This window comes from Kitasatospora sp. NPDC051702 (genome assembly GCF_040681575.1).
Taxonomy (GTDB): domain Bacteria; phylum Actinomycetota; class Actinomycetes; order Streptomycetales; family Streptomycetaceae; genus Kitasatospora.
Genome location: NZ_JBFAZB010000034.1, coordinates 1 through 22,764, shown reverse-complemented (window position 1 = coordinate 22,764; position 22,764 = coordinate 1). Strand labels below are relative to the sequence as shown.

Sequence of the window (22,764 nt, the reverse complement as noted above, 5' to 3'; positions counted from 1 at the left end):
GCGCGCCGCACGACACGCAACCGATCCTGAGGAATCTCCCCGTTTCGCTATCGAGCCCGGCCCGGTCCGTGCTTCGCTGGTATCCACACAGCGTGCCTTCCTCCGGAGAGACGGCCGCCTCCAGGCGTGGCGGCCAGGCGGGAGCAGACCGAATCCATGGTGGCCGAGTCCAACTCCACACCGCGCCCGGCGGGCGCCGACACCGTGCCGGGTGACCACCCGACCGGCGTGGCCGCCCTGGTCCGGCTCGCCCTCGTCCTGGTCGACCGGACCGGACGGATCGCCCAGTGGAGCCGGGCCGCCGAGGAACTGTTCGGACACCGCGCCGACGTCGCCCACGACCGCGCCGCCAGCGGGCTGCTGCCCGCCGTCGAACCGCTCGGCGCCTCCGGCTCCGTCGTCCGGCGCCGCTGCGACGCCCTGGACACCCTGGCCGCGCTGACCTCCGAGGGCCGCCCCTGGGCCGGACAGATGCCGGTCACCGACCGCGAGGAGCACCTGCGCGACGTGCTCTGGTGGGCCTACCCGCTGCCCGAGCCGTTCGGCGGCCTGCTGGCCCTCGCCGCCGACGCCCGGCCGCTGCGCACCGCCGGCCCGCGGCTCGTGCTCGGCGAGCGGCTGCTCCCGTTCGCCGCCACCCCGTCCGCCCGGGGCGGCTTCCACCGGCTGGGCGCCACCCTGACCGCACCGGGGCGGCTGAGCGCCGGCCTGCTCCCGGCCGACCGGCTCGTCCCGCTGCTGCCGGCCGGCTCGGCCGACCGCCGGGCCCTGCTGCTCGACGCCCTGGACCGGGCCGGGCTGCCCGCCCTGCGGCTGGACGCGTCCACCGTGCTGCCGGTCCTGCCCGCCGACGCCCAGGCCGCCGCCGCGCACGCGGCCGCCGGGCTCGGTCGGCGCTACCCGACCGCCCAGCAGCGCGCCGCCCGGCTCGGCCCGACCCCGCCGCCCGACCCCGCCGCGCCCGCGGCCCGCACCGTCCGGGGCCGCCCGCCCGGGCCGCTGCCGGCCCAGCGCGAGGCCGCCGAACCCGTCACCGCCGAATCCGTCGCCGCCGCACCGCCGACCGCCCCGCCGCCCGCCGGAGGAGGAGTCCCCATCGACCAGGCCGCCGCCGAGCCGTCCACCCGCGCACCGTCCTCCCCCGGGGCGTCCGGCCCCGAGCCGGCCGGCAACGGCCACCGGCCGCCCCCCGTCGTCCCGGCCCCCGCGGCCCCCACGGCCGCCGAGGCCGCGCAGCCCGGGCGGCTGGGCCCGTTCCTGACCAACGGGCAGGCCGGCGAGCAGCTGGCCCTGCTGAACGAGGTCGGCGGCAAGGTCGGCACCACCCTGGACCTCGGCTTCACCGCGCACGAGCTCTGCCAGGTGCTGGTCCCCCGGGTCGCCGACTTCGCCTGCGTGGACCTGGTGGACGGGCTGATCTCCGACTCCGAGCTACCGGTCGCCCGGCCGGACGACGACACCATGCTCCGGAGGGTCGCCCTCGTCTACAACGAGACCGGCGGCGCCTGGGACCACGTGCTCGCCGAGGGCTCGCTGGTCAGCATGCCCCGCCGGACCCCGCCCGGGATGGCCCTGCAGCTCAACCAGCCGGTGCTGGTCCCGGTGGTCAGCGAGGACGTCGCCGTCGACTACGCGATCGCGCTCGGCGGCGTCCGGCTCGCCCCGGTGGTCACCGGCCGCTCGATGCTGGTGGTGCCGCTGTCCGCCCGGGGCACCGTGCTGGGCATCCTCAAGCTGCTCCGGCTGCCGGACCGCGCGCCCTTCGACGAGAGCGACGCCGCCACCCTCAAGGAACTGGCCGTCCGCGCCGCGCTCTCCCTGGACAACGCCCGGCTGCACCGCGCCGAGGCCAGGGTGGCGACCACCCTGCAGCGTTCGATGATCCCGACCCGCCCGCCGCAGATCCCGGGCGTACAGATCGCCCACCGCTACCTGCCGGGCGACCCGAAGGCCGAGGTCGGCGGCGACTGGTTCGACGCGATCCAGCTGCCCGGCAGCCGGGTCGCCCTGGTGGTCGGCGACGTGATGGGGCACGGCCTGCACTCGGCGGCCGCGATGGGTCGCTTCCGCACCGCCATGCAGACCCTCGCCGCCCTCGACCTGCCGCCCGGCCAGCTGCTGCGCCACCTGGACAACCTGGCCCACAAGCTCGGCGACGACCACCTCGCCACCTGCCTGTACGCGGTCTACGACCCGATCAACCGCACCTGCGAGCTGGCCAGCGCCGGCCACGTCCCCCCGGTGCTGGTGCACCCCGACGGCTCCGGCGAACTGCTGGAGATCCCGGCCGGCGCACCGATCGGCGTCGGCGGCGTCCCGTTCGTCGCCAAGACGATCGACGTCTCGGACGGTTCGATGCTGGTGCTGTGCACCGACGGCCTGGTCGAGGTCCGCGGCGGTGACATAGGGGCGGGCCTGGCCGCGCTCTGCGGGAACCTGATCGACCCGCGGCAGAGCCCGGAACAGGCCTGCGACGTGGTGCTCAAGCGGCTGCACTCGGACGACCGGAAGGACGACGTCGCCCTGCTGGTGGCCCGCTTCGACGGGGTCGCCCCGTCCGAGGTGGCCACCTGGGACCTCACGGTGGACCACCGCGAGGTCCGCCGGGCCCGTTCACTGGTCCGCGAGCAGCTGGCCGGCTGGCACCTGGAGGCGCTCAGCGACACCACCGAGCTGCTGGTCAGCGAGCTGGTCACGAACGCCGTCCGGGTGGCCCGGGACCGCGTCCAGCTCCAGCTGATCCGGGTGGACAAACTGCTGGTCGAGGTCAGCGACGACAACCACAACCTGCCGTCGCTGGAGCCCGCCGAGCAGCTCGGCGAGACCGGCCGGGGCCTCACCCTGGTGACCAAGCTGGCCGAGCGCTGGGGCACCGCCCGCAAGGCGGTGGGGAAGGTCGTCTGGTTCGAGCTCCCGCTCCCGCACGCCTGACGCGCCGGTGCGCGCCCGGCCCGCGGCCCGGCGCGCACCCCGGCTCCGGGCGCCTCAGGGGATGACCGCACCCGCCGACCGGCGGCGCCGGGCCTCCACCGCGACCTCCCGCGAGGCGGCCGCGGCCACCGAGGTGGCGGCTCCGACCCCGGCCAGCACCCGCGGCCAGAAGTCCCCGAACACCTCGACCGAGACGGCGATCAGCAGCGCGCCGATCACCGCCACCACGTGCTCCAGACCGGCCAGGTTCGGCAGCACGACGGCCTCGCCGACCATCAGCGCCACGACCAGGCCGGCGGTGAACCAGGCCCGGCAACGGAACGCGATGACGATCGCCAGCGCCACCACCGCGGCCGACGGCCCGGTGTCCCGCACGTAGGCGACCCACTTCGGGAAGCCGAACAGGTGGTCCGGGCCGATCGCCACGCCGACCCGGGCGAACAGCGTGCCCGCCACGGTGCAGGTGTAGGCGACCACCAGGGTCATCCGCCGGCCCAGCACGATCTCGGCGAGGCCGAAGACCACGAACACCTGGGCCAGCGCGCCCCAGACCGGCAGGTCCAGGGCCGGCACGTACAACGAGAGCGGGGTCCGCAGCAGCGAGACCTCCAGCGGCAGCGCCGCCTTGACCACCCCGATGTGGTTGACGAAGCGCTCGCCCCCCGGCAGGTGCTGGGTGATGCTGAACAGCAGGATCAGAAACGTCGCCGCCGTGGCCATCGGTACGGCCGCGAGCTTCTTGCGCGCCACCGTGTCCCGGACCGTCACGTACAACGTTCCCCACTCGGCGACAGCGGCCGAACCGGCGACTGCCAGCGGCCCCTTTCGCACGCCCCCCGCGTGGGTCCTGTGAATCACAACCGTTACTCCCGAATCCCCGAACTTCTCAGCTACTCCAACATTAGAAGCCGGTTAACAAATCCACATCGGCATGGATGGGGATCCCGGTCATCCTCAGGGGGGAGGGAGATCCCTGAGCGCACCCCCATACGGCCGCCCCGGCACTCGGCCGACCGGCCCCCCTCCGCCCCCCGGCGGAGGGCTACCCCTTCCCGTCCCGGGCCGCGACGGGCTCCCGGGGCGCCACCACGGCGGACCCGGCGTGCCGGCGGCGGAACAGGGCGGGCAGGCTCGGCGCGACGATGAAGCCCTCGGCCCGCGCGCTCGCCAGGCCGATCCGCGGAATCTCGCTGCTCTTCCCGAAGAGCAGGTAGCGGGGCTCCCAGATCGGCCGGTACTTCGCGTTCGCGCGGTACAGCGACTCGATCTGCCACCAGCGCGAGAAGAAACCGAGGACGGAACGCCACAGCCGCAGCACCGGGCCGGCGCCGAGCCGCGAACCGCGCTCGAAAACGGAACGGAACATCGCGAAGTTCAGCGAGACCCGCTTCAGCCCGACCTCCTCGGCCCGCTGCAGCAGTTCGATCACCATGAACTCCATCAGGCCGTTCTCGGTGTCCCGGGCGCGGCGCATCAGGTCCAGCGAGAGGCCGTCCGGGCCCCACGGCACGAAGCTCAGCAGGGCCTTGAGCTCGTCGTCGCCGTCGTGGCACTCGAGCATCACGCAGCGGCCGTCGCCCGGGTCCCCGAGCCGGCCGAGGGCCATCGAGAAGCCCCGCTCGGTCGCCCCGTCGCGCCACTGGTCGGCCTTGGCCACCAGCTCGGCCATCTCGCACTCGGGGATGTCCTCGTGCCGCCGGATCCGCACCGTGTAGCCGGCCCGCTTGACCCGGTTGTACGCCTGGCGGACGACCCGCATCGCCCGGCCGTCCAGCGAGAACTCGTCCAGCTCGACGATCGCCTCGTCGCCCAGCTCCAGCGCGTCCAGCCCGTGCCGGGCGTAGATCACCCCGGCCTCCTCGGAGGCGCCCATCACGGCCGGCGCCCAGGCGTGCTCGCGGGCCTCGGCCAGCCAGGCGTCGATCGCGCCGGGCCAGGCCTCCGGGTCGCCGATCGGGTCGCCCGAGGCCAGCGAGACGCCGCCGACGACCCGGTAGGTCACCGCCGCCTTGCCGCTGGGGGAGAAGATCACCGCCTTGTCGCGGCGCAGCGCGAAGTAGCCGAGGGAGTCCCGCTCGCCCTGCTTGTCGAGCAGCCCCCGCAGCCTGGCCTCGTCCTCGGGGGTCAGCAGCTCCTTGCCGCGCGGGCTGCGGAACGCCACGTAGAGGACGAGCAGGAAGAGCGCCCCGCCCATCGCATTGATCGCCGCGTTCACCCAGGTGGGCGCGGAGATCACCGACCGCAGGTGCTCGGACGGGGTGATCGTGATCATGCGGCCGACCGAGTACCGGAAGAGGTCCCAGAAGCCCGCACCGCTCAGCCCGTTGGTCATCCAGACCAGCAGCGCGCCCACCGTGCCGCCGAACAGCAGCCCGCCGACGAAGGTGGCCGCCGCCGTCTTCGGGTTGGAGCGGTCCCCCTTGGACGTGAACTCCTTCCGCCCGACCAGCAGCGCCAGCACGAACAGGCAGGTCAGCACGGTGGAGACGTAGTTCAGCGGGTGCCGGTTGAAGCGCTCGTCGGGCAGCACCATGGCGGCCAGGTAGAGCAGGGCGAACACGCTCGACAGCGCGATGTTGAAGATCCAGGCGGCCCGCTTGCGCCGGCGCATCGCGATCGCCAGGAAGACCGACAGGACGGCGCTGGCCAGGCCGGAGGTCATCAGGTACGGGGTGAAGTACTCACCCTCGTTGTGCTCGCTGACCTGGTCGCGGAAGGGCACCAGCAGCACGGTCGCGATGTTCAGCAGCGCGATCAGCCGCAGGTACCAGACGGAGGCCGCGGCGGCCCGGGGGCGCCAGCGGTCGAGCACGCCGACGGGCCGGGGCCCGGTGGACGTGGCGGACGGCTCCGACTTCACAGTGGACGACACAGCTCAATTCCAAACGATCAGATGGTGGGGCGCATCCGCACACGGCCCGGCGCCGGGCGCCCGCACGGGCCCGACGGACTGACCGGCGGCCCTCGCCTCGGCCGATCGCCCCTGGTGGGGAGCGGGTCGGCAAAAGGGCAGCCAACTCAATGGTTCCCCACTCCACCTGAGAATCGCGTGAACCGGGTAGCGGATTCCGACCCCCGCCGAACGGCGGGGGTGCAGACCCGCCATGAGTTCGGCACGCCGCCCCCTCTGCCCCTACCCTCGATACGACCCACGCGGACCGCCCCCACCCGGCCGCCCGAACCGAGGAGGCACCATCTCCACCACCCGCGTGCTGATCGTGGACGACGAGATCCTGGTCCGCTCCGGCCTCGGCCTCATCGTCGGCTCCGCCCCCGACCTGGAGGTGGTCGGCGACTGTTCCGGCGGGCAGGCCGAGGAACACGTCCAACGGCTGCGCCCGCACGTGGTGCTGCTCGACATCCGGATGCCCGACCTCGACGGCATCTCCGTGCTGCGCCGCCTGCGCGCCCTGCCGGACCCGCCGGCCGTGGCCATGCTGACCACCTTCGACACCGACGAGTACATCGGCACGGCGCTGCGGGCCGGCGCCGTCGGCTTCCTGCTCAAGGACACCGCCCCCGAACAGCTGGTGCACGCCGTCCGGGTGCTCGCGGCCGGCGGCAACATCCTCTCCCCGACCGTCACCCGCACCGTGATCGGCGGCTACGTGGACGGCGGCGGCCCCGACGCCGAGGCCAGCGCGCTCACCCGCACCCTCACCGGCCGGGAGCTCGACGTGCTGGCCCTGCTCGGCGAGGGCCTGTCCAACGCCGAGATCGCCGACCGCCTGTTCCTCGGCACCGGCACCGTCAAGGACCACATCAGCGCCATCCTCGGCAAGCTCGGCGCCGCCAACCGCGTCCAGGCGGCCGTGCTCGCCCACCGCGCCGGGCTGGTCCGCCCGAAGCCCGGCGACGGGGCATGACGACCGCCGAACAGCTGCCGTCCCGCCGGCTCCCGGCCTGGTGCACCGCGCCCTGGCTGATGCTGCTGCTGCCCGCCCTCTACTCCCTGCTCGACGCCGCCCTGGTCGCCCGGGACGCCCCCTGGTGGCAGGTCACGCTGTCCGTGGTGGCCGCCGTCGCGCTGCTCTGGCGCCGCCGCTTCCCGGTGACGGTGCTGCTGCTCACCATGCCCGGCAGCTACCTCGACGACATCTGGCTCGCCCCGATCACCGCCGTCTACACGGTGGCCGCCGAGCGCCCGCGCCCCCGCGTCGTCATCCCCTGCGCGACCCTGTTCGCGCTGGTCGAGTACTTCCACTGGCCGCTGTCCGAGCAGATCGTCGAGCTCAGCCGGGACACCGCGCTCTACGCCATCCAGTCGGTGATGCTGGCCGCCGGCCCGGCCGCCACCGGTCTGCTCTCCCGGACCCGCCGGGAGCTGGCCGCCCGCCTCGACGAGCTCACCCGCGGGCAGGAGCGGGAGAGCCGGCTGCTGGCCGAGCGGGTGCTGATCAGCGAACGCGGCCGGCTCGCCCGGGAGATGCACGACGTGGTGTCGCACCAGGTCAGCCTGATCAGCATCCAGGCCGGCGCCCTCCAGGTCAGCACCGCCGACCCGGCCGCCGTCGCCTCCGCCCGCACCATCCGCGAGCTGGCCGTCCGCACCCTGGACGAGCTGCGCCAGATGGTCGGGGTGCTGCGCAGCACCCCGGGCCAGCGCGCGGACGCCCCGCTCGCCCCGCAGCCCCGGCTGGCCGACCTGCCCCGGCTGATCGAGGAGAGCGGGCTGGCCGCCGACACCGAGCTGAGCCCCGGCGACCGCCCGTGGCCGGAGGCGGTCGAGCGCGCCGCCTACCGCACCGTCCAGGAGGCGCTCACCAACATCACCAAGTACGCCCCCGAGGCGGGGGTGCACGTGAAGGTCCGGGCGAAGGGGCGCCGGCTGCGGGTCGAGGTGCGCAACGACGCGCCGCCCGGGCGGCCGGCCGAGGTGCTGCCCGGCGGCGGCCACGGCCTGGTCGGCCTGCGCGAGCGCGCCCAGCTGCTCGGCGGCACGCTCACCGCCGGCCCGACCCAGGACGGCGGCTTCGAGGTCCGCGCCGACCTGCCGGCCGAGCGGTCCTGAGGCGGGCCACCGGACCCCGGTCGCGGCACGCGTCGGGCCCGGCCGGTGTCCCCGGCCGGGCCCGTGGCGCCGCGGGCTAGAGGGTCAGATCGGCGATCTGCACCTGCTGGATCTGGCTGGTGCCCTCGATGATCTCCTGGATCTTGGCGTCGCGCAGGTGGCGCTGGACCGGGAAGTCCGGGCCGACGCCGTTGGCGCCGTGCAGCTGCACCGCGTCGTTGGCGACCCGGAAGCCGGTCTGCGAGGCCACGTACTTGGCGATCAGCGTCTGGCGGATCGCGTCGCGGTGGGCCGTGGCCCGCAGCGCGCCGGCCTGCCGGCAGAGCAGCCGGGCCGCCTCCACACCGGAGATCATGTCGGTGAGGATGCCGCGCACCAGCTGGTGCTCCTTGAGCGGGACGCCGAACTGGGTCCGCTCCCGCGCGTAGTCCAGGCTCGCGGTCAGGCAGCCCTGGGCGAGCCCGACCGCGCCGTAGGCGGTGCTGTAGCGGCCGTAGTCGAGGGACCCGGTGGCCAGCAGGTCGAAGGTGAGCCGACCGTGGCTGATCAGGTTGGCCTTGGGCACCACGCAGTTCTCGAAGGTCAGCTCGGCGAGCTCGGAGGCGCGCAGGCCCAGCATGTCCGTGATCGGCGTCGTGCTGAAGCCCGGCGTGCCGCGCTCGACCACGAAGGCGGCCGACTCGCCGTCCAGCTTGGCGAAGACCAGGAAGATCCCGGCCCGCTGGCCGAAACTGATCCACTTCTTCCGGCCGTTGAGGACGAAGTCCTCGCCGACCCGCTCCGCGCTCGTCGTACCGCTGCGGGCGTCGCTGCCGGCCTCGGGCTCGGTGAGCCCGAACGCGCCGACGGTCTCGCCGGTGCCGATGCGCGGCACCCAGCGGTCCGCCTGCTCCTTGCTGCCCCACTTGAGGATGGCGTGCGCGACCATGCCCTGGACGGCGACCAGGTTGCGGATGTTGCCGCAGCCCCGCCCCAGCTCCTCGCTCAGCAGGCCGTAGGTCATCACATCCATCGCCCGGCCGCCCGCCTCGACGGGCAGCGTGGGCACCAGCAGGCGCTCCTTGCCGAGCAGTTCGACGATCTCGTCGGAGAGGCGCTGCTCCCGGTCCCACTGGTTCGCCCGGGGGAGGAGGTGCTCGTCGGCGAAGGCCGCGAACGCGGACTGGTCCTCCCGCTGCTCCGCGGTCAGTGCGTACTGCATGCGTCTACCCAATCTCCTGTGCGACCGCGGTCGGCCATCGTGCGGGATCACTGCCGTGCTGACTCAAGAAGGCGTGGACCAGCCGTTCCAGGCCGAACCCGACGCAGCCGCTCGCGATCGGGCCGCCGTCCGGGCCCTTGATGTCGAAGGACTCGCCGAAGAAGTGCCCGTGCAGGTTGAAGGAGCCCACGGCGATCGACCGGTCGGCCGCGACCGGCAGCAGGAGCTCGAACTTGAGCTCCATCATCCGCTGGGAGAGGATCTTGCCCGCGGTGTCCGCGTTGGCGAAGAAGTGGTCGTTGGCCACCTCGCACCCGCCGGCCAGCTCCAGCTCCTCCATCAGCGCGAAGGTCTGGCGCATCACGGAGTTGCGGCACTCGGCGGCGAACTCCGGGGTGCCCATGAAGACGATCTCGCGGATGGTGAAGTCCCACAGCCGCTCGAGGCTGGTGTGGTACCGGGACTCGTAGCGGAACGACTTGCCGCGTGCCGTGATCACCGAGTCCCCCGCCAACTCCCGCCCCTGGTACTGGTGGAAGCTGTGGTAGCACATCGTCGGCGGCAGGCAGTAGTCGGTGTTGGAGCAGTGCGCGAAGAGGTCGTCCGGGACCCGCTGCTCCTCCCGGTACCGCTCCACGAAGTCCGCGTAGACGTCGATGTCGTTGTGCAGCCGCGTCACGAACATCGGGAACTGCGGGAACGAGCCGAAGTACCCGAACCGGTCCAGGACGCTGGTCGGCAGCAGGGTCGGGTACTGGTACTCGCGGGCCCCCTCGAGGCTCAGCGCGATGGCGCGCAGCCTCCGGTCGAGGTAGCCGAACAGCGATATCAGCGGCTCCGCGAATCCGACTTGGCCCTCACCGGACACCACCACGGTGTCCTGGGCCAGGAGTTCGGGGAAGGCGTCCGTGAACTCGCTCCGGACCACCGGGGACTCCCAGACCGAACGGGGCGCCAGCGGACGCTGGGTCAGCACCTGCTCGGCCACCACGCGGTCGATCTTCTCGGCCACTCCGGCGGAATCCGCGGAATTCAGCGTCAATTCGACGCCGACCACGGAGCCGTCCTCCGTGAATAGCTGGAACTCTTCGATCGAGCTGGCCGCGAAGAAAAGTCGCTTCATCAGTTCGGGGGCCAGGGTTTCCGGCACCCGCTGAGAAAGTCGGACATGTACAGTCGGCATCCGAAAACCCTCTCGCCCTCCGATTCCGTCAGGCAGCGGCCAGTTTGCGGGTGACCAGTTCGTCGATCCGCTCGACCGTGCGGAAGTTGTCGAACTGGAGATCGTCACCGGTGACGGAGATGCCGAACTCCTGTTCCACGAAGAGCACCAGCTGCATCACGAACATCGAGCGCACCAGACCGCGCTCGAAGATGTCCTCGTCGTCCCCGACGGTGGACTCGGTGATGCTTTCCAGAATGAACTCGCGAATGACGGCCCTGTTGTCGGCCATGTCTGTCGCCCTCCCTTTTCAGCCGCGCTTGGCGGACTCGTAGTTGAAGAATCCCTGCCCGCTCTTGCGGCCGTGCAGGCCGGCGTCCACCAGCTTGGTCAGCAGGGGGCACGGGCGGTACTTGCTGTCCTTGAACTCGTCGTACAGCACCTCGATCGAGAGCAGCACGGTGTCCAGGCCGATGAGGTCGGCGGTCTCCAGCGGGCCCATCGTGTGGCCGAAGCACTCCACGAACAGCCGGTCGGTGTCGGCCGCGGACGCGACGCCCTCGTGCACCAGGAAGGCCGCCTCGTTGACGGTCAGCATCATGACGCGGTTGGTGACGAACCCGGGGGAGTCGTTCACCACGATGCTCTTCTTACCCAGGGCGGTGAGGAACTCGCGGGCCGCGTCCACCGTCGATTCCGAGGTGTGGTGGGCGCGAATGACCTCGACCGTAGGCTTCAACGGCACCGGGTTCATGAAGTGCATGCCGATCACGTTCTCGGGCCGACCGGTTAGAGCGCCGAGCCGGGTAATCGAGATGGCTGACGTGTTCACAGCGATGATGACGTCCGGCCGGCAGATCCCGCCGAGCCGCTCATAGATCGGGCGCTTGACCGTCCAGAGCTCGGTGGCGTTCTCGACGACCAGGTCGACGTCCGCGAGGTCCTCGAGATTTGTCGTGAACACGGTCTCGGCAAAGAGCTCGTCGGCGGTGATGGCCGATCCCGGAGCGAGCATCGCGTACAGCCGGACGTCATCGCGCAGCCGGGCCCGGGTGCGCTCCAGGATCTCCTCGTCGCGGTCGACCAGGACGACCCGGAATCCGGCCTGCCGCAACGCCGTGGTGACACCCCGCCCCATGACCCCGGCACCGATGACCCCGACGGTGCGAACGTTCCCCATGGCTATTTCCCCTGTCTCCCCGTACTGGCCGGTAACCCCGACGGTCCTCGAAATAAGGACACCGGTCCCCTAATTGGTGTTCATGAAAAGGGCGGACGGAATACCACTCACGCCGATCAATAGAACAAACAGATGCTCCGCCCCCGGATCACGAGTCGGCAAAGGCGCGGCAACCGACGCCTTCGGCCACGAAGCACCGAGGAAGCCGGTGACATGCGGGAACGATGATCTCTCAACGCCGGACCGAGCTGACCGACCCGCAGCCTACCTGCTGAGCAGCATCCCACCATGTGATCAAGATAACAAGGGTTAACGCTGGACTGCCCAGAAGGTTCGACTGAGGATCTCGTCCGGGAAGCGGGGAACTCCGGGGGTCGAAAGTTCGTCAGCCACTCTTGCGCACCGGGTCACCCAGCTGCTTACCCTGGGGCCCGACGGCAGATCACATTGGCGCAACGGTCGACGATCTGACGACCGATCAACACTGATCAACGGGGACAGGTAGATCGCTGGTTCAACGGGGACAGGTAGATCACGGGTTCATTCGCCCGGGCCGCCGGGGGGACCGGCCGTCACGGGCCTTACGGGTAATCCAGCCGCTTCCGCATGCTCGCAAGTCAGACTCTGGGGGAACTGCACCATGAATAGCGCGGTCGGTACGCAGGGTCAGGGCGGCGCCCCGGAGTCGAGCGCGTGGTACGGCACCGCCGTCGACGTCCCCTCCGTCACGGTCCACGGACTCTTCCGGCAGGCGGTCGAGGCGGCCCCGGACGGGATCGCGATCGTGCGGGGCGACAGGGAGTTGACCTACGGTCAGCTCGACCGGCTCGCCGAGGACGTCGCCGACCGGCTGCGCGCCGCCGGGGCCCGTCCCGGCGTCCCGGTCGCCCTGTGCATGGAGCGGACCCCCGAGCTGTTCGCGGCGATGCTGGGCGTCCTCAAGGCCGGCACCGCCTACCTCCCCCTGGACACCGCGGACCCCGACGAGCGGGTGCGCCACATCGCCGAACAGGCCGGTGTCGGCGTCATCGTGACGGACGGCTCCCGCCCGCTCCCGGACGTCCCCGCCCGGGTCCTCGTCCTGGACGAGCGGTGGGCCGCGGCCGCCGGGGACGGCGCGACCCGTCCCGACGGCGAAACCGGCGAGACCGGCGAGACCGCCGATCCGGACGCCCCCGCCTACGTGATCTACACCTCCGGGTCGACCGGCCGCCCCAAGGGCGTCGCCATGGCCCACCGGTCCCTCGTCAACATGCTGCTGTGGCACGACCGCACCCGCCCCGGCAGCTGCCGCGCGCGCACCGCGCAGGTCTGCACGGTGAGCTTCGACTTCTCCTTCCACGAGATCTTCTCGACCCTCTGCTTCGGCGGCACCCTGGTGCTCGCCGACGACGAGGTACGGCGCAACTCCTTCGCGCTCGCCGACTTCCTCACCGAACAGCGCGTCGAGCGGCTCTTCGTCCCGGTCACCTCGCTCGGGCAGCTCGCCGAGGCCGTCACCGGCCGGGCGGCCCCCGCGGCGCTCACCGAGGTGGTCACCACCGGCGAGCTGCTCCAGCTCACCCCGGCCACCCTCGACCTGTTCCGCCGCACCGGCGCGCGCCTGCACAACCACTACGGGGCCACCGAGTTCCAGGACGCCACCACCTGCACCCTCGACGGCGACCCGGCCGACTGGCCCCGGACGGTGCCGATCGGCCTGCCGATCGACAACGTCCAGGTGTACGTGCTCGACGCCCGGCTGCAGCAGGTGCCGGCCGGCACCGAGGGCGAACTCTGCATCGCGGGCGCCGGCGTCGCCGACGGCTACCTCGGACGCCCCGACCTCAGTGCCGAGCGCTTCGTCGCCAACCCCTTCGGCCCCGGCCGCCTCTACCGCACCGGCGACCTCGCCCGCGCCGCGGCCGACGGCACCGTCGAGCACCTCGGGCGGATGGACGACCAGGTCAAGATCCGCGGCGTGCGGATCGAGCCCGGCGAGATCGAGGCGGCCCTCACCGCCCACCCCGACGTGCGCGAGGCCGTCGTGCTCGCACACGGGGAACAGGACCGGAAGCGGCTGGTCGCCCACGTGGTGCTGCGGCCCGGAGCCGCCCGCGACGGCGCGGCGCGGCGGCTGCACGCCCACCTCGGCGACCGGCTCCCCCGCCACATGGTGCCCGAGGCCTACGACCTGCTCGACGCGCTGCCGCTGACCTCCAGCGGCAAGACCGACCGCCGCCGGCTCACCCCGCCCGCCGTCCTCGAGCGGCTCTCGGACGCCGCCGCGGTCCGCGCCGGCACCGACACCGAGCGCTTCCTGGTCGAGGTGCTGCAGGAGGTCCTGCAGCTCGACTCGATCGGGGTCCAGGACAACTTCTTCGACATCGGCGGCACCTCGCTGCACCTGGTGGCCGTCCAGCGCCGGATCACCGAACTGGGCCGCCCCTTCTCCGTCGTCGACCTGTTCCGCCACCCCACCGTCCGCGCGCTCGCCGCGCACCTCGACGGGGCCGGCACCGGGCCCGACGGCGGGGCGCCCGCCGCCCCCGCCCGCCGCGCCCCCGCGTTCGGCGCCGACATCGCGGTCATCGGCATGGCCGGCCGCTTCCCCGGCGCCGACGACCTGGAGGCCTTCTGGCGGAACCTGCGGGACGGCGTGGAGTCCGTCACCCCGCTCTCGCCCGAGGAGCTCGACCAGGTGGACCCGCGCCTGCGCGACCACCCCGACTACGTGCGGGCCGGCGCCGTGCTGCCGGACATCGAGGGCTTCGACGCGGGCTTCTTCGACATCACCGCCAAGGACGCCGCCACCATCGACCCGCAGCAGCGGGTGTTCCTGGAGTGCGCCTGGGAGGCGTTCGAGCACGCCGGCTACGTGCCGGGCGACGCGCACGGCCCGGTCGGCGTCTTCGCCGGCTCCGGCATGTCCACCTACCTGGTCAACAACCTCAACCCGCACTTCGGCATCCCCGACAGCGGCCCGCTGATCGAGGCGGACATGCTGCAGTTCCAGCTGAAGCTCGGCAACGACCGCAACTACCTGCCCACCAGGGTCTCGTACAAGCTCGACCTGCGCGGCCCCAGCGTCAACGTGCAGACCGCGTGCTCGACCTCGCTGGTCGCCCTGCACCTCGCCTGCCGCAGCCTGCAGGCCGGCGAGAGCGCCATGGCGCTGGCCGGCGGCGTGTCGATCGTGGTGCCGCAGAAGGGCGGCTACCTCCACGAGGAGGGCATGATCCGCTCCCGCGACGGGCACTGCCGGGCCTTCGACGCCGAGGCGGAGGGCACGCTGTTCGGCAACGGCTGCGGCGTGGTGCTGCTCAAGCGGCTCGACGAGGCGCTCGCCGACGGCGACCACGTCATCGCCGTCGTCAAGGGCTCCGCGATCAACAACGACGGCTCGGACAAGGTGGGCTTCACCGCGCCGAGCGTCGAGCGGCAGGCCGACGTGGTCCGGGAGGCGCTGGACGCCGCGGGCGTCGACGCCTCGACCGTCGGTTACGTCGAGGCCCACGGCACCGGCACCGCGATGGGCGACCCGATCGAGATCGCCGCGCTCACCGAGGCCTTCCGGGACGCCGCCGCGGAGCCCGCGCCGGCCGGCTCCTGCGCCATCGGATCGGTGAAGACCAACATCGGCCACCTGGACGAGGCCGCCGGCATCGCCGGGCTGATCAAGACGGCGCTGGCCCTGCGGCACCGCACCCTGCCGCCCAGCCTGCACTTCACCGAGCCGAACCCGCGCATCGACTTCGCCGCCGGGCCGTTCTTCGTCAACACCGCCACCACCGACTGGGCGCCGGGCGCCGCACCGCGCCGCGCCGGGGTCAGCTCCTTCGGCATGGGCGGCACCAACTGCCACGTCGTCCTGGAGGAGGCCCCCGGGACCGGGGCCGCCGAGAACGCCGGGGAGGAGCGGCCGCAGCTGCTCACCCTCAGCGCGCGCACCCCCGGGGCCCTGCACGAGCTGGCCGGGCGCTACACCCGCTGGCTCACCGACCACCCCGAACTGCCCTTCCCCGACGCCTGCTTCACCGCCGCCGTCGGCCGCCGGGCCTTCGAGCACCGCCTGGCCGTGGTGGCCCGCACGGCGGAGGAGGCCGCCGCCGCACTCGCGGCCCACCCCGCCGGGCCCGCGGCCCCGCGCCGCACCGGGCGCACCGCCTTCGTCTTCAGCGGCCAGGGCTCGCAGTACCCGGGCATGAGCCGGGAGCTGTACGGGACCGAGCCCGTCTTCCGGGCCGCCCTCGACCGCTGTGCGGCCCTCCTGGACGGCAGGCTGGCCCGCCCGCTCCTCGACGTGCTCTTCCCCGCCGAGGGCGCGGAGCCGCTCGTCGACCTCACCGAGTACGCCCAGCCCGCCCTGTTCGCGGTCGAGTTCGCCCTGGCCGAGCTGTGGGAGGCCTGGGGTGTGCGGCCGGACGTGATGATCGGCCACAGCCTCGGCGAGTACGTCGCGGCCTGCCGGGCCGGGGTCTTCTCGCTGGAGGACGCCCTGACGCTGGTCGCCGAGCGCGGCCGGCTGATGCAGGAGCTGCCCGCGGGCGGCCGGATGGTCTCGGTGGCCGCACCCGAGCGGGACGTCGCCGAGCTGATCGCCCCGTACCCGGCCGAGGTCTCGATCGCGGCCGTGAACGGGGCCCGCTCGACCGTGGTGTCCGGCGCGGGGGAGGCCGTCGCGGCGATCGTCGCGCAGCTCGTCGAACGCGGCGTGCGCCACCGCGAGCTGACGGTCTCGCACGCCTTCCACTCGCCGCTGATGGAGCCCGTGCTGGCCCGGTTCGCCGAGGTCGCCGGGGCCGTCGAGTACCGCGCCCCGCACACCCCGGTCGTCTCCAACGTCACCGGCGAGGTCATCGGCGCGGAGATGGCGCGGGCCGAGTACTGGGTCGACCACGTCATGCGCCCGGTCCGGTTCTCCGACGGGGTGGCGGCGATGGAGCGCCTCGGCGCCGACGTCTTCGTCGAGGTCTCGCCCCGGCCCACCCTGCTGCAGTTCGTCGGGGAGCAGCTCGCGCACGCCGAGCCGCTGGTGGTGGCGAGCCTGCGGGCCGACCGCGAGCGGAGCCAGCTGCTGGAGGCGGTCGGCGCGCTGTGGCAGGCCGGCGTCCCGGTCGAGCCGGCGCGGCTGTACCGGCCCGGGACGCACCGCAGGGTCCCGCTGCCCGGCTACCCCTGGCAGCGGCAGCGGCACTGGATCGACGCCCCGGCCGGCCCGGCCCGGCGGCCCGCCGCCCCGGAGGGCCTGCCGCTCATCGGCACCCGCCTGGACCTGGCCGACACCGACGACATCCGCTTCGGAGCCGTCGTGGGCGCGCGCCACCTGTCGTGGCTGGAGAACCACCGGGTCTTCCAGACCATCGTGATGCCCGGCGTGGCCTACATGGCGACCGCCTTCGCCGCCGGTCAGGAGGCCTTCGGCAGCGAGGCCGTCGAACTGCGCGACTTCTTCATCCACCGCGCCATGACCTTCCCCGACGAACGGGCCGACCGCGACGTCCAGATCGTGCTGAAGCCGGAGGGCCAGGACGAGCACGGGCTCGGGATCTTCTCCCGCCTCGCCGACCAGGGCCGGGGCCCCTGGACGCAGCACATCTCGGGGCGCCTCGCCCCGGCCGCCCGCCAGGAGCCCGCCGACCGGGCGGCCGAGCCGCTGGCCGGGCTGCGCGCCCGCTTCACCACCGAGATCCCCGTCGAGGAGATCTACCAGGGCGAGCGCGAACGCGAGATCGACCTGGGCCCGCTGTTCTGGGCCACCGAGAGGCTGTGGCGCGAGGACACCCGCTGCCTGTCCCGGATCGCCCTGCCCGAGGCGCTGCGGCACGAGGCCCCGCAGCACCGGATCCACCCGGTGCTGCTGGAGGCCTGCTTCCTGGCCCTGACGGTGACGTACCCGGAGAAGTACGGGCGGCGCACCTACGTGCCGGTCGGCGTGGAGCGGATGCGGTTCCACGAGCGGGTCGGCACCCACGCCTGGTGCCACGCGCGCCTGCGTCCCGCCGACAGCGACGACCCCGAGACCCTGCACGGCGACGTCGACCTCTACGACGCCGACGGCCTGCTCCTGCTCACCATGGAGGGCGTGCTGCTCAAGCGCGCCGACCGGCAGACCATGGTCGGCCGCCCGGACGCCGCCTGGCGCGACTGGCTCTACCGGCTGTCCTGGACGCCCGAGCCGCTCGACCCGGCGGCCGCCCCCGGCCGGGAGCGCTGGCTCGTCCTCGCCGACGGCCCGGCCGGCCGGGCCCTGGCGGACGCCGCCCGTGCCCGCGGCGTCGACTGCCGCACCGCGGACCCGGCGGGCGCGGACGGCCCCGACGGCTTCACCCGGCTGCTGGACGAGGCGGGCGACCGCGACCTCGTCGTCGCGGCCTGGCCGGTCGAGGCCGCCGCCGACGGCCCGTCCGACGGCGGACCGTCCGACGGAGGCTCGTCCGAGGCCGCGCTCGACCACGGGGTGCGCCTGCTGCACCTGGTCCAGGCCCTGACCGCGCGCGGCGAGCGGGCACCGCGGCTCGCCGTGGTGACCCGGGGCGCCCAGGCCCTCGCCGACCGCGAGGCGACCGAGCCGGCGCAGGCCGCCCTGTGGGGCTTCGGCCGGGTCGTCGTCCTGGAGCAGCCGGACCTGCGGCACACCCAGATCGACCTGGACCCGACCCGGCCCGCCGCCGGTCAGGCCGCCGAACTCGCCGCCGAACTGCACGCGCTCGCCGGCTCGGACGAGAACCAGATCGCCTACCGCGGCGGGGTCCGGCACCTGGCCCGGCTCACCCGGGCGACGGTCGGGACCGACGGGCCGGCCGTCCGCGCGGACGGCAGCTACCTGGTCACCGGCGGCCTCGGCGGGCTCGGACTGGAGACCGCCCGCCTGCTGCACGAGCAGGGCGCCCGCCACCTGGTGCTCGCCGGGCGCGGCGCGCCGGGCCCGGCCGCCGAGGAGGTGCTGGCCGAACTGCGCGCCGCGGGCACCCGGGTGGTGACCGTCGCCGTCGACGTCGCCGACGGGACCGCCCTGGCCGGGTGCCTGCGCGAGCTCGCCGACACCCCCGGCCTGCCGCCGCTGCGCGGGGTGCTGCACCTGGCCGGCGTGCTGGACGACGGGGTCCTCGGCCAGCAGTCCGCCGAGCGCTTCGAGCGGGTGTTCGCCGCGAAGGCCCGCGGCGCCTGGCTGCTGCACCGGCTGACCGAGGGGCTGCCGCTGGACTTCTTCGTCCTGTTCTCCTCGGTGTCCTCCGCGCTCGGCTCCCCGGGACAGGCCAACTACGCCTCCGCCAACGCCTACCTGGACGGGCTGGCCTCGTACCGCCGCGGCCTCGGCCTGCCCGCCCTCGCGGTGCAGTGGGGCTCCTGGGCCGAGGCCGGGATGAGCGCCCGGCTGGGTCTCGACGGCAAGCTGGAGCGGATGGGCGAGGGCGTCATCCCCAAGGCCCAGGGCGTCGAGGCGCTCGGCGCGCTGCTCCGCACGAACGCCGACGGCGGTGCCGTCGCGGTGCTGCCGATCGACTGGCCCCGCTTCCTGGAGCACCAGGTCGGAGCGGTGCCGCTGCTGTCCCGGTTCCGCACCCGCGGACCGGCCGGCCCGGCGGCCGCCCCGGCGCAGTCCTTCCGGGAGCGGCTGGCAGCGGCCGAACCGCACCAGCGCCGCAAGCTGCTGGCCGACCAGGTCTGGGACCAGGTGGTGCGCAGCCTCGGCTCGGACCGCGGGCTGGAGCCCGACGTGGGCTTCTTCTCGCTCGGCCTGGACTCGCTGGGCTCCATCGAGCTGCGCAACCGGCTCCAGACGGCGCTCGGCTGCCGCCTCGGACAGACCGTGGTCTTCGACTACCCCACGTTCGACACCCTCACCGACCACCTCTGGGACGTGGTCGGCATCACCGACGACTCGGGCGACGGCGCCGGCGACCAGCCGGCCGACGCGACCCGCCAGGACGGCCCGCAGAGCCGCTCCGGGGCGGACGAGGCGGCTCTACTGCTGGCCAAGAAGCTGGGGATCGGGAACTTCGACCATGCGTGAGACGAACGACGCCTACGAGGCCCTCCTGAAGGGGGCGCTGGCCCGGATCGAGGCACTGGAGGCCGAGGTCGAGCAGGCCCGCGGCCGGGCCGCCGACCCGGAGCCGATCGCCGTCGTCGGCATGGGCTGCCGCTTCCCCGGCGCCGACGGACCCGACGCGTACTGGCGGCTGCTGACCGAGGGCCGCGACGCCGTCGTCGAGGTGCCCGCCGACCGGTGGGACGTCGACGCCTACTACGACCCGGACCCGGACGCCCCCGGCAAGATGTCCACCCGGTACGGCGGGTTCCTGGACGGCGTCGCCGAGTTCGACGCCGCGCTGTTCGGCGTCTCCGCCCGCGAGGCGGCCAGCATCGACCCCCAGCAGCGGCTGCTGCTGGAGGTCTCCTGGGCGGCCTTCGAGGACGCCGGCATGCCGGTGCGGAGCCTGCCCGCGCGCACCGGCGTCTTCGTCGGCATCAGCAACGTGGACTACCGCGAGGCGATGGTCTCGCACGGCGCCGAGCACCTCGACGGGTACTTCAGCTCCGGCAGCACCACCAGCACCGCCAGCGGCCGGCTCTCCTACTTCCTCGGCCTCACCGGGCCCGCGCTCTCGGTGGACACCGCCTGCTCCTCCTCGCTGGTCTCGGTCCACCTGGCCGTGATGAACCTGCGCAGCGGCGCCTGCGACATGGCGCTGGCCGGCGGCGTGAACCAGATCGTCACCCCGCACGAGACGATCAGCCTGTCCAAGGGCCGGATGATGTCCCCCGACGGGCGCTGCAAGCCCTTCGACGCCGCGGCCAACGGGTACGTGCGGGCCGAGGGCTGCGGCATGGTCGTGCTGAAGCGGCTCTCCGACGCCCGCCGCGACGGGGACCGCGTGCTCGCCGTCGTCCGCGGCGGCGCCACCAACCAGGACGGCCACCGCAGCGGCCTGACCGTGCCGCACGGCCCCTCCCAGCAGGACGTCGTCCGCCGGGCCCTGGAGGACTCGCGGGTCGAGCCGCACCAGGTCGGGTACGTCGAGGCGCACGGCACCGGCACCGCCCTCGGGGACCCGATCGAGGCCGCCGCGCTGGGCGCGGTGTTCGACGGCCGGCCCCGCCCGCTGGCGGTCGGCTCGGTGAAGTCCAACTTCGGGCACCTGGAGTCGGCGGCCGGCATCGCGGGCGTCATCAAGGCGGTCCTCGCCGTGCGCGAGGCCGCAATCCCCCCGACCCTGCACTTCGACACGCCCAACCCGCTCATCGACTGGGACGCCCTGCCGCTGCGCGTCCCGACCGCGCTGGAGCCGTGGACCGAGGAGCGCCGGGTCGCCGGGGTCAGCTCCTTCGGCTTCAGCGGCACCAACTGCCACCTGGTGCTGGAGTCCGCGCCGCAGGAGGAACCGGCCGCCGGGGCGCCGGCCCGCCCGCTGCACGTGCTGACCGTCTCCGGTGCGACCGCGGCCGCGCTGGACGAGGCGACCACCCGGATGGCCGCCTTCCTGGCCGACGGCGCGGGCGGCGCCGACCTCGCCGACGTCTGCGCCACCGCCAACTCCGGCCGCAGCCACCTGGACCACCGCCGGGCCGTCGTCGCCGCCACCGCGGGCGAGCTGGTGCAGCGGCTCACCGAGGGCGGCCCGGGCAGCTTCGACGGGCACGTCCAGGGGCGTCGCAGCGTCCCGGAGGTGGCCTTCCTCTTCACCGGCCAGGGCTCCCAGTACCCGGGCATGGGACGGGAGCTGTACGAGTCGCAGCCGGCCTTCCGGCAGGCCGTGGACGAGTGCGCCGCGGTCCTCGACCCGCTGCTCGGCCGGTCACTGACCGGGCTGCTGTACCCGGACGGTGCACAGCCGGCCGGCGACGAGCTCGACCGCACCGGGTACACCCAGCCGGCGCTGTTCGCCGTGGAGTACGCGCTGGCCCGGCTCTGGCGCTCCTGGGGCGTCGAGCCGCAGGTGGTGCTCGGCCACAGCGTCGGCGAGTACGTGGCCGCCTGCGTCGCCGGGGTGTTCTCGCTGTCGGACGCGCTGCGCCTGGTCGCCGAGCGCGGCCGGCTGATGCAGGAGCTGCCGGCCGGCGGGGTGATGGTGTCGCTGCGCGGCCGCCCCGAGGTGGTCGAGGCCGCCGTCGCCGGCCACCCGCTGGTCTCGGTCGCCGCCGTCAACGGGCCCGAGGAGGTGGTGGTCGCGGGCGACGCCGGGCAGGTCGAGCAGGTCGTCGCCGAACTCGCCCGCCAGGGCGTCACCGGGCGCGCGCTGCGGGTCTCGCACGCCTTCCACTCCCCCCTGATGGAGCCGGTCACCGCGCCGCTGACGGCGCTCGCCAGGACCGTCAGGTACTCGGCGCCGCGGATCCGGGTGATCTCCAACGTCACCGGTGAGGCGGTCGGCGCGGACCGGCTGTGCGACCCGGAGTACTGGGCCCGGCACGCGCTCGCCCCGGTGCGGTTCGCCGACGGGATCCGGGCCGCCCACGCCGGCGGCGCCCGCGCCTTCGTGGAGATCGGGCCCAAGCCGGTGCTCCTGGGGCTCGTCCGCGCCTGCCTGCCGGACGCCGACGACGCCGTCCTGCTGCCCAGCCTGCGCCCGGACCGCGACCTGACCGAGCTGCTCGGCAGTGCGGCCGCGCTGCACGTGCGCGGGGTTCCGGTCGACTGGGCCGCCGTCGACGGCCGGCCGCGGCCGCGCCGGGTCGCCCTGCCGACCTACCCCTTCCAGCGGGAACGCCACTGGTTCACCGAGGAGACCGCGCCCGGTGCGCGGCCGCTGCCGGCGGACGACGACTGGCTGGTGGGTGTCCGGTGGGAGGAGACCACCGAGGACAACCCGCCCGCCCCCACCGGACACTGGCACGTCACCGGCACCACCACCGACGTCGACCTCGGCCCCCACGCCACCACCGTCACCGACCCCACCGACGCCGACCACCACCTCTACCTCCCCGACCCCACCGACCACACCACCCGCACCACCGCCGAACACACCCACCACCTCACCACCGAACTCCTCGCCCTCGTCCACCACCTCACCACCACCGGCACCCGGGCCCACCTCCACGTCATCACCCGACACGCCCACCCCCTCACCCCCCACGACCACCCCGACCCCGCCCACACCGCCCTCTGGGGACTCGTCCGCACCATCAACGCCGAACACCCCGAACTCCACTGCACCATCACCGACACCGACCCCCACACCACCCCCCACCACGCCCTCACCACCCACCACCCCCACAGCGCCCTCCGCGGACAAACCCGCCACACCCCCACCCTCACCCCCACCACCAACCCCACCCCCGACACCGGCGCCGTC

General features: G+C 73.6%; 11 protein-coding genes. 5 read left to right on the top strand and 6 right to left on the bottom strand.

The features are described from left to right. Window positions 1-126: 126 nt before the first annotated feature. Window positions 127-2,931 (top strand): SpoIIE family protein phosphatase, encoded by a 2,805-nt coding sequence (locus AB0N04_RS25480; protein WP_360212031.1) that lies wholly within the window; start codon window positions 127-129, stop codon window positions 2,929-2,931. Window positions 2,932-2,985: 54 nt separating this feature from the next. Here AB0N04_RS25480 and AB0N04_RS25475 read toward each other — a convergent pair whose 3' ends face one another. Then, window positions 2,986-3,699 carry a hypothetical protein gene (locus AB0N04_RS25475; protein WP_360212033.1) on the bottom strand — a complete coding sequence of 238 codons (714 nt, stop codon included), beginning with the start codon at window positions 3,697-3,699 and terminating at the stop codon, window positions 2,986-2,988. Window positions 3,700-3,973: 274 nt separating this feature from the next. Further along, window positions 3,974-5,743: a phosphatidylglycerol lysyltransferase domain-containing protein gene (locus AB0N04_RS25470; protein ID WP_360212053.1), complete on the bottom strand. Its 1,770-nt coding sequence runs from the start codon at window positions 5,741-5,743 to the stop codon at window positions 3,974-3,976. Between the two features lie 403 nt (window positions 5,744-6,146). Here AB0N04_RS25470 and AB0N04_RS25465 point away from each other — a divergent pair, with 403 nt between their 5' ends. After that, the gene (locus AB0N04_RS25465; RefSeq protein WP_360212055.1) at window positions 6,147-6,797 is read left to right on the top strand and encodes a response regulator transcription factor; all 651 of its coding nucleotides are present in this window, start codon (window positions 6,147-6,149) and stop codon (window positions 6,795-6,797) included. Continuing rightward, window positions 6,794-7,942, top strand: coding sequence for a histidine kinase (locus AB0N04_RS25460; RefSeq protein ID WP_360212035.1), 1,149 nt, complete (start codon window positions 6,794-6,796; stop codon window positions 7,940-7,942). Before AB0N04_RS25465 ends, AB0N04_RS25460 begins: the two co-directional genes overlap by 4 nt. Before the next feature lie 76 nt (window positions 7,943-8,018). Here AB0N04_RS25460 and AB0N04_RS25455 read toward each other — a convergent pair whose 3' ends face one another. The 4 genes from AB0N04_RS25455 to AB0N04_RS25440 all read right to left on the bottom strand — a co-directional run bounded on the left by AB0N04_RS25455 (window position 8,019) and on the right by AB0N04_RS25440 (window position 11,485). After that, on the bottom strand, window positions 8,019-9,143 hold the full coding sequence (locus AB0N04_RS25455) for an acyl-CoA dehydrogenase family protein (RefSeq protein WP_360212037.1): 1,125 nt from the start codon (window positions 9,141-9,143) through the stop codon (window positions 8,019-8,021). Window positions 9,144-9,147: 4 nt separating this feature from the next. After that, window positions 9,148-10,266 (bottom strand): hypothetical protein, encoded by a 1,119-nt coding sequence (locus AB0N04_RS25450; protein WP_360212039.1) that lies wholly within the window; start codon window positions 10,264-10,266, stop codon window positions 9,148-9,150. A gap of 88 nt (window positions 10,267-10,354) precedes the next feature. After that, a complete protein-coding gene (locus AB0N04_RS25445) occupies window positions 10,355-10,597 on the bottom strand; it encodes an acyl carrier protein (RefSeq protein WP_360212041.1) in 243 nt (80 codons plus the stop codon). A gap of 18 nt (window positions 10,598-10,615) precedes the next feature. Next, window positions 10,616-11,485 carry a 3-hydroxyacyl-CoA dehydrogenase NAD-binding domain-containing protein gene (locus AB0N04_RS25440; RefSeq protein WP_360212043.1) on the bottom strand — a complete coding sequence of 290 codons (870 nt, stop codon included), beginning with the start codon at window positions 11,483-11,485 and terminating at the stop codon, window positions 10,616-10,618. 640 nt (window positions 11,486-12,125) lie between these two features. Between AB0N04_RS25440 and AB0N04_RS25435 the strand changes: the two genes are divergently transcribed. Both AB0N04_RS25435 and gdnF read left to right on the top strand, forming a co-directional pair. Next, window positions 12,126-19,481 (top strand): type I polyketide synthase, encoded by a 7,356-nt coding sequence (locus tag AB0N04_RS25435; protein WP_360212045.1) that lies wholly within the window; start codon window positions 12,126-12,128, stop codon window positions 19,479-19,481. After that, window positions 19,474-22,764: guadinomine polyketide synthase module 2 GdnF (gene gdnF, locus AB0N04_RS25430; RefSeq protein ID WP_360212047.1), on the top strand; the 3,291-nt coding region annotated here is incomplete at its 3' end. The genes AB0N04_RS25435 and gdnF, both read left to right, overlap by 8 nt.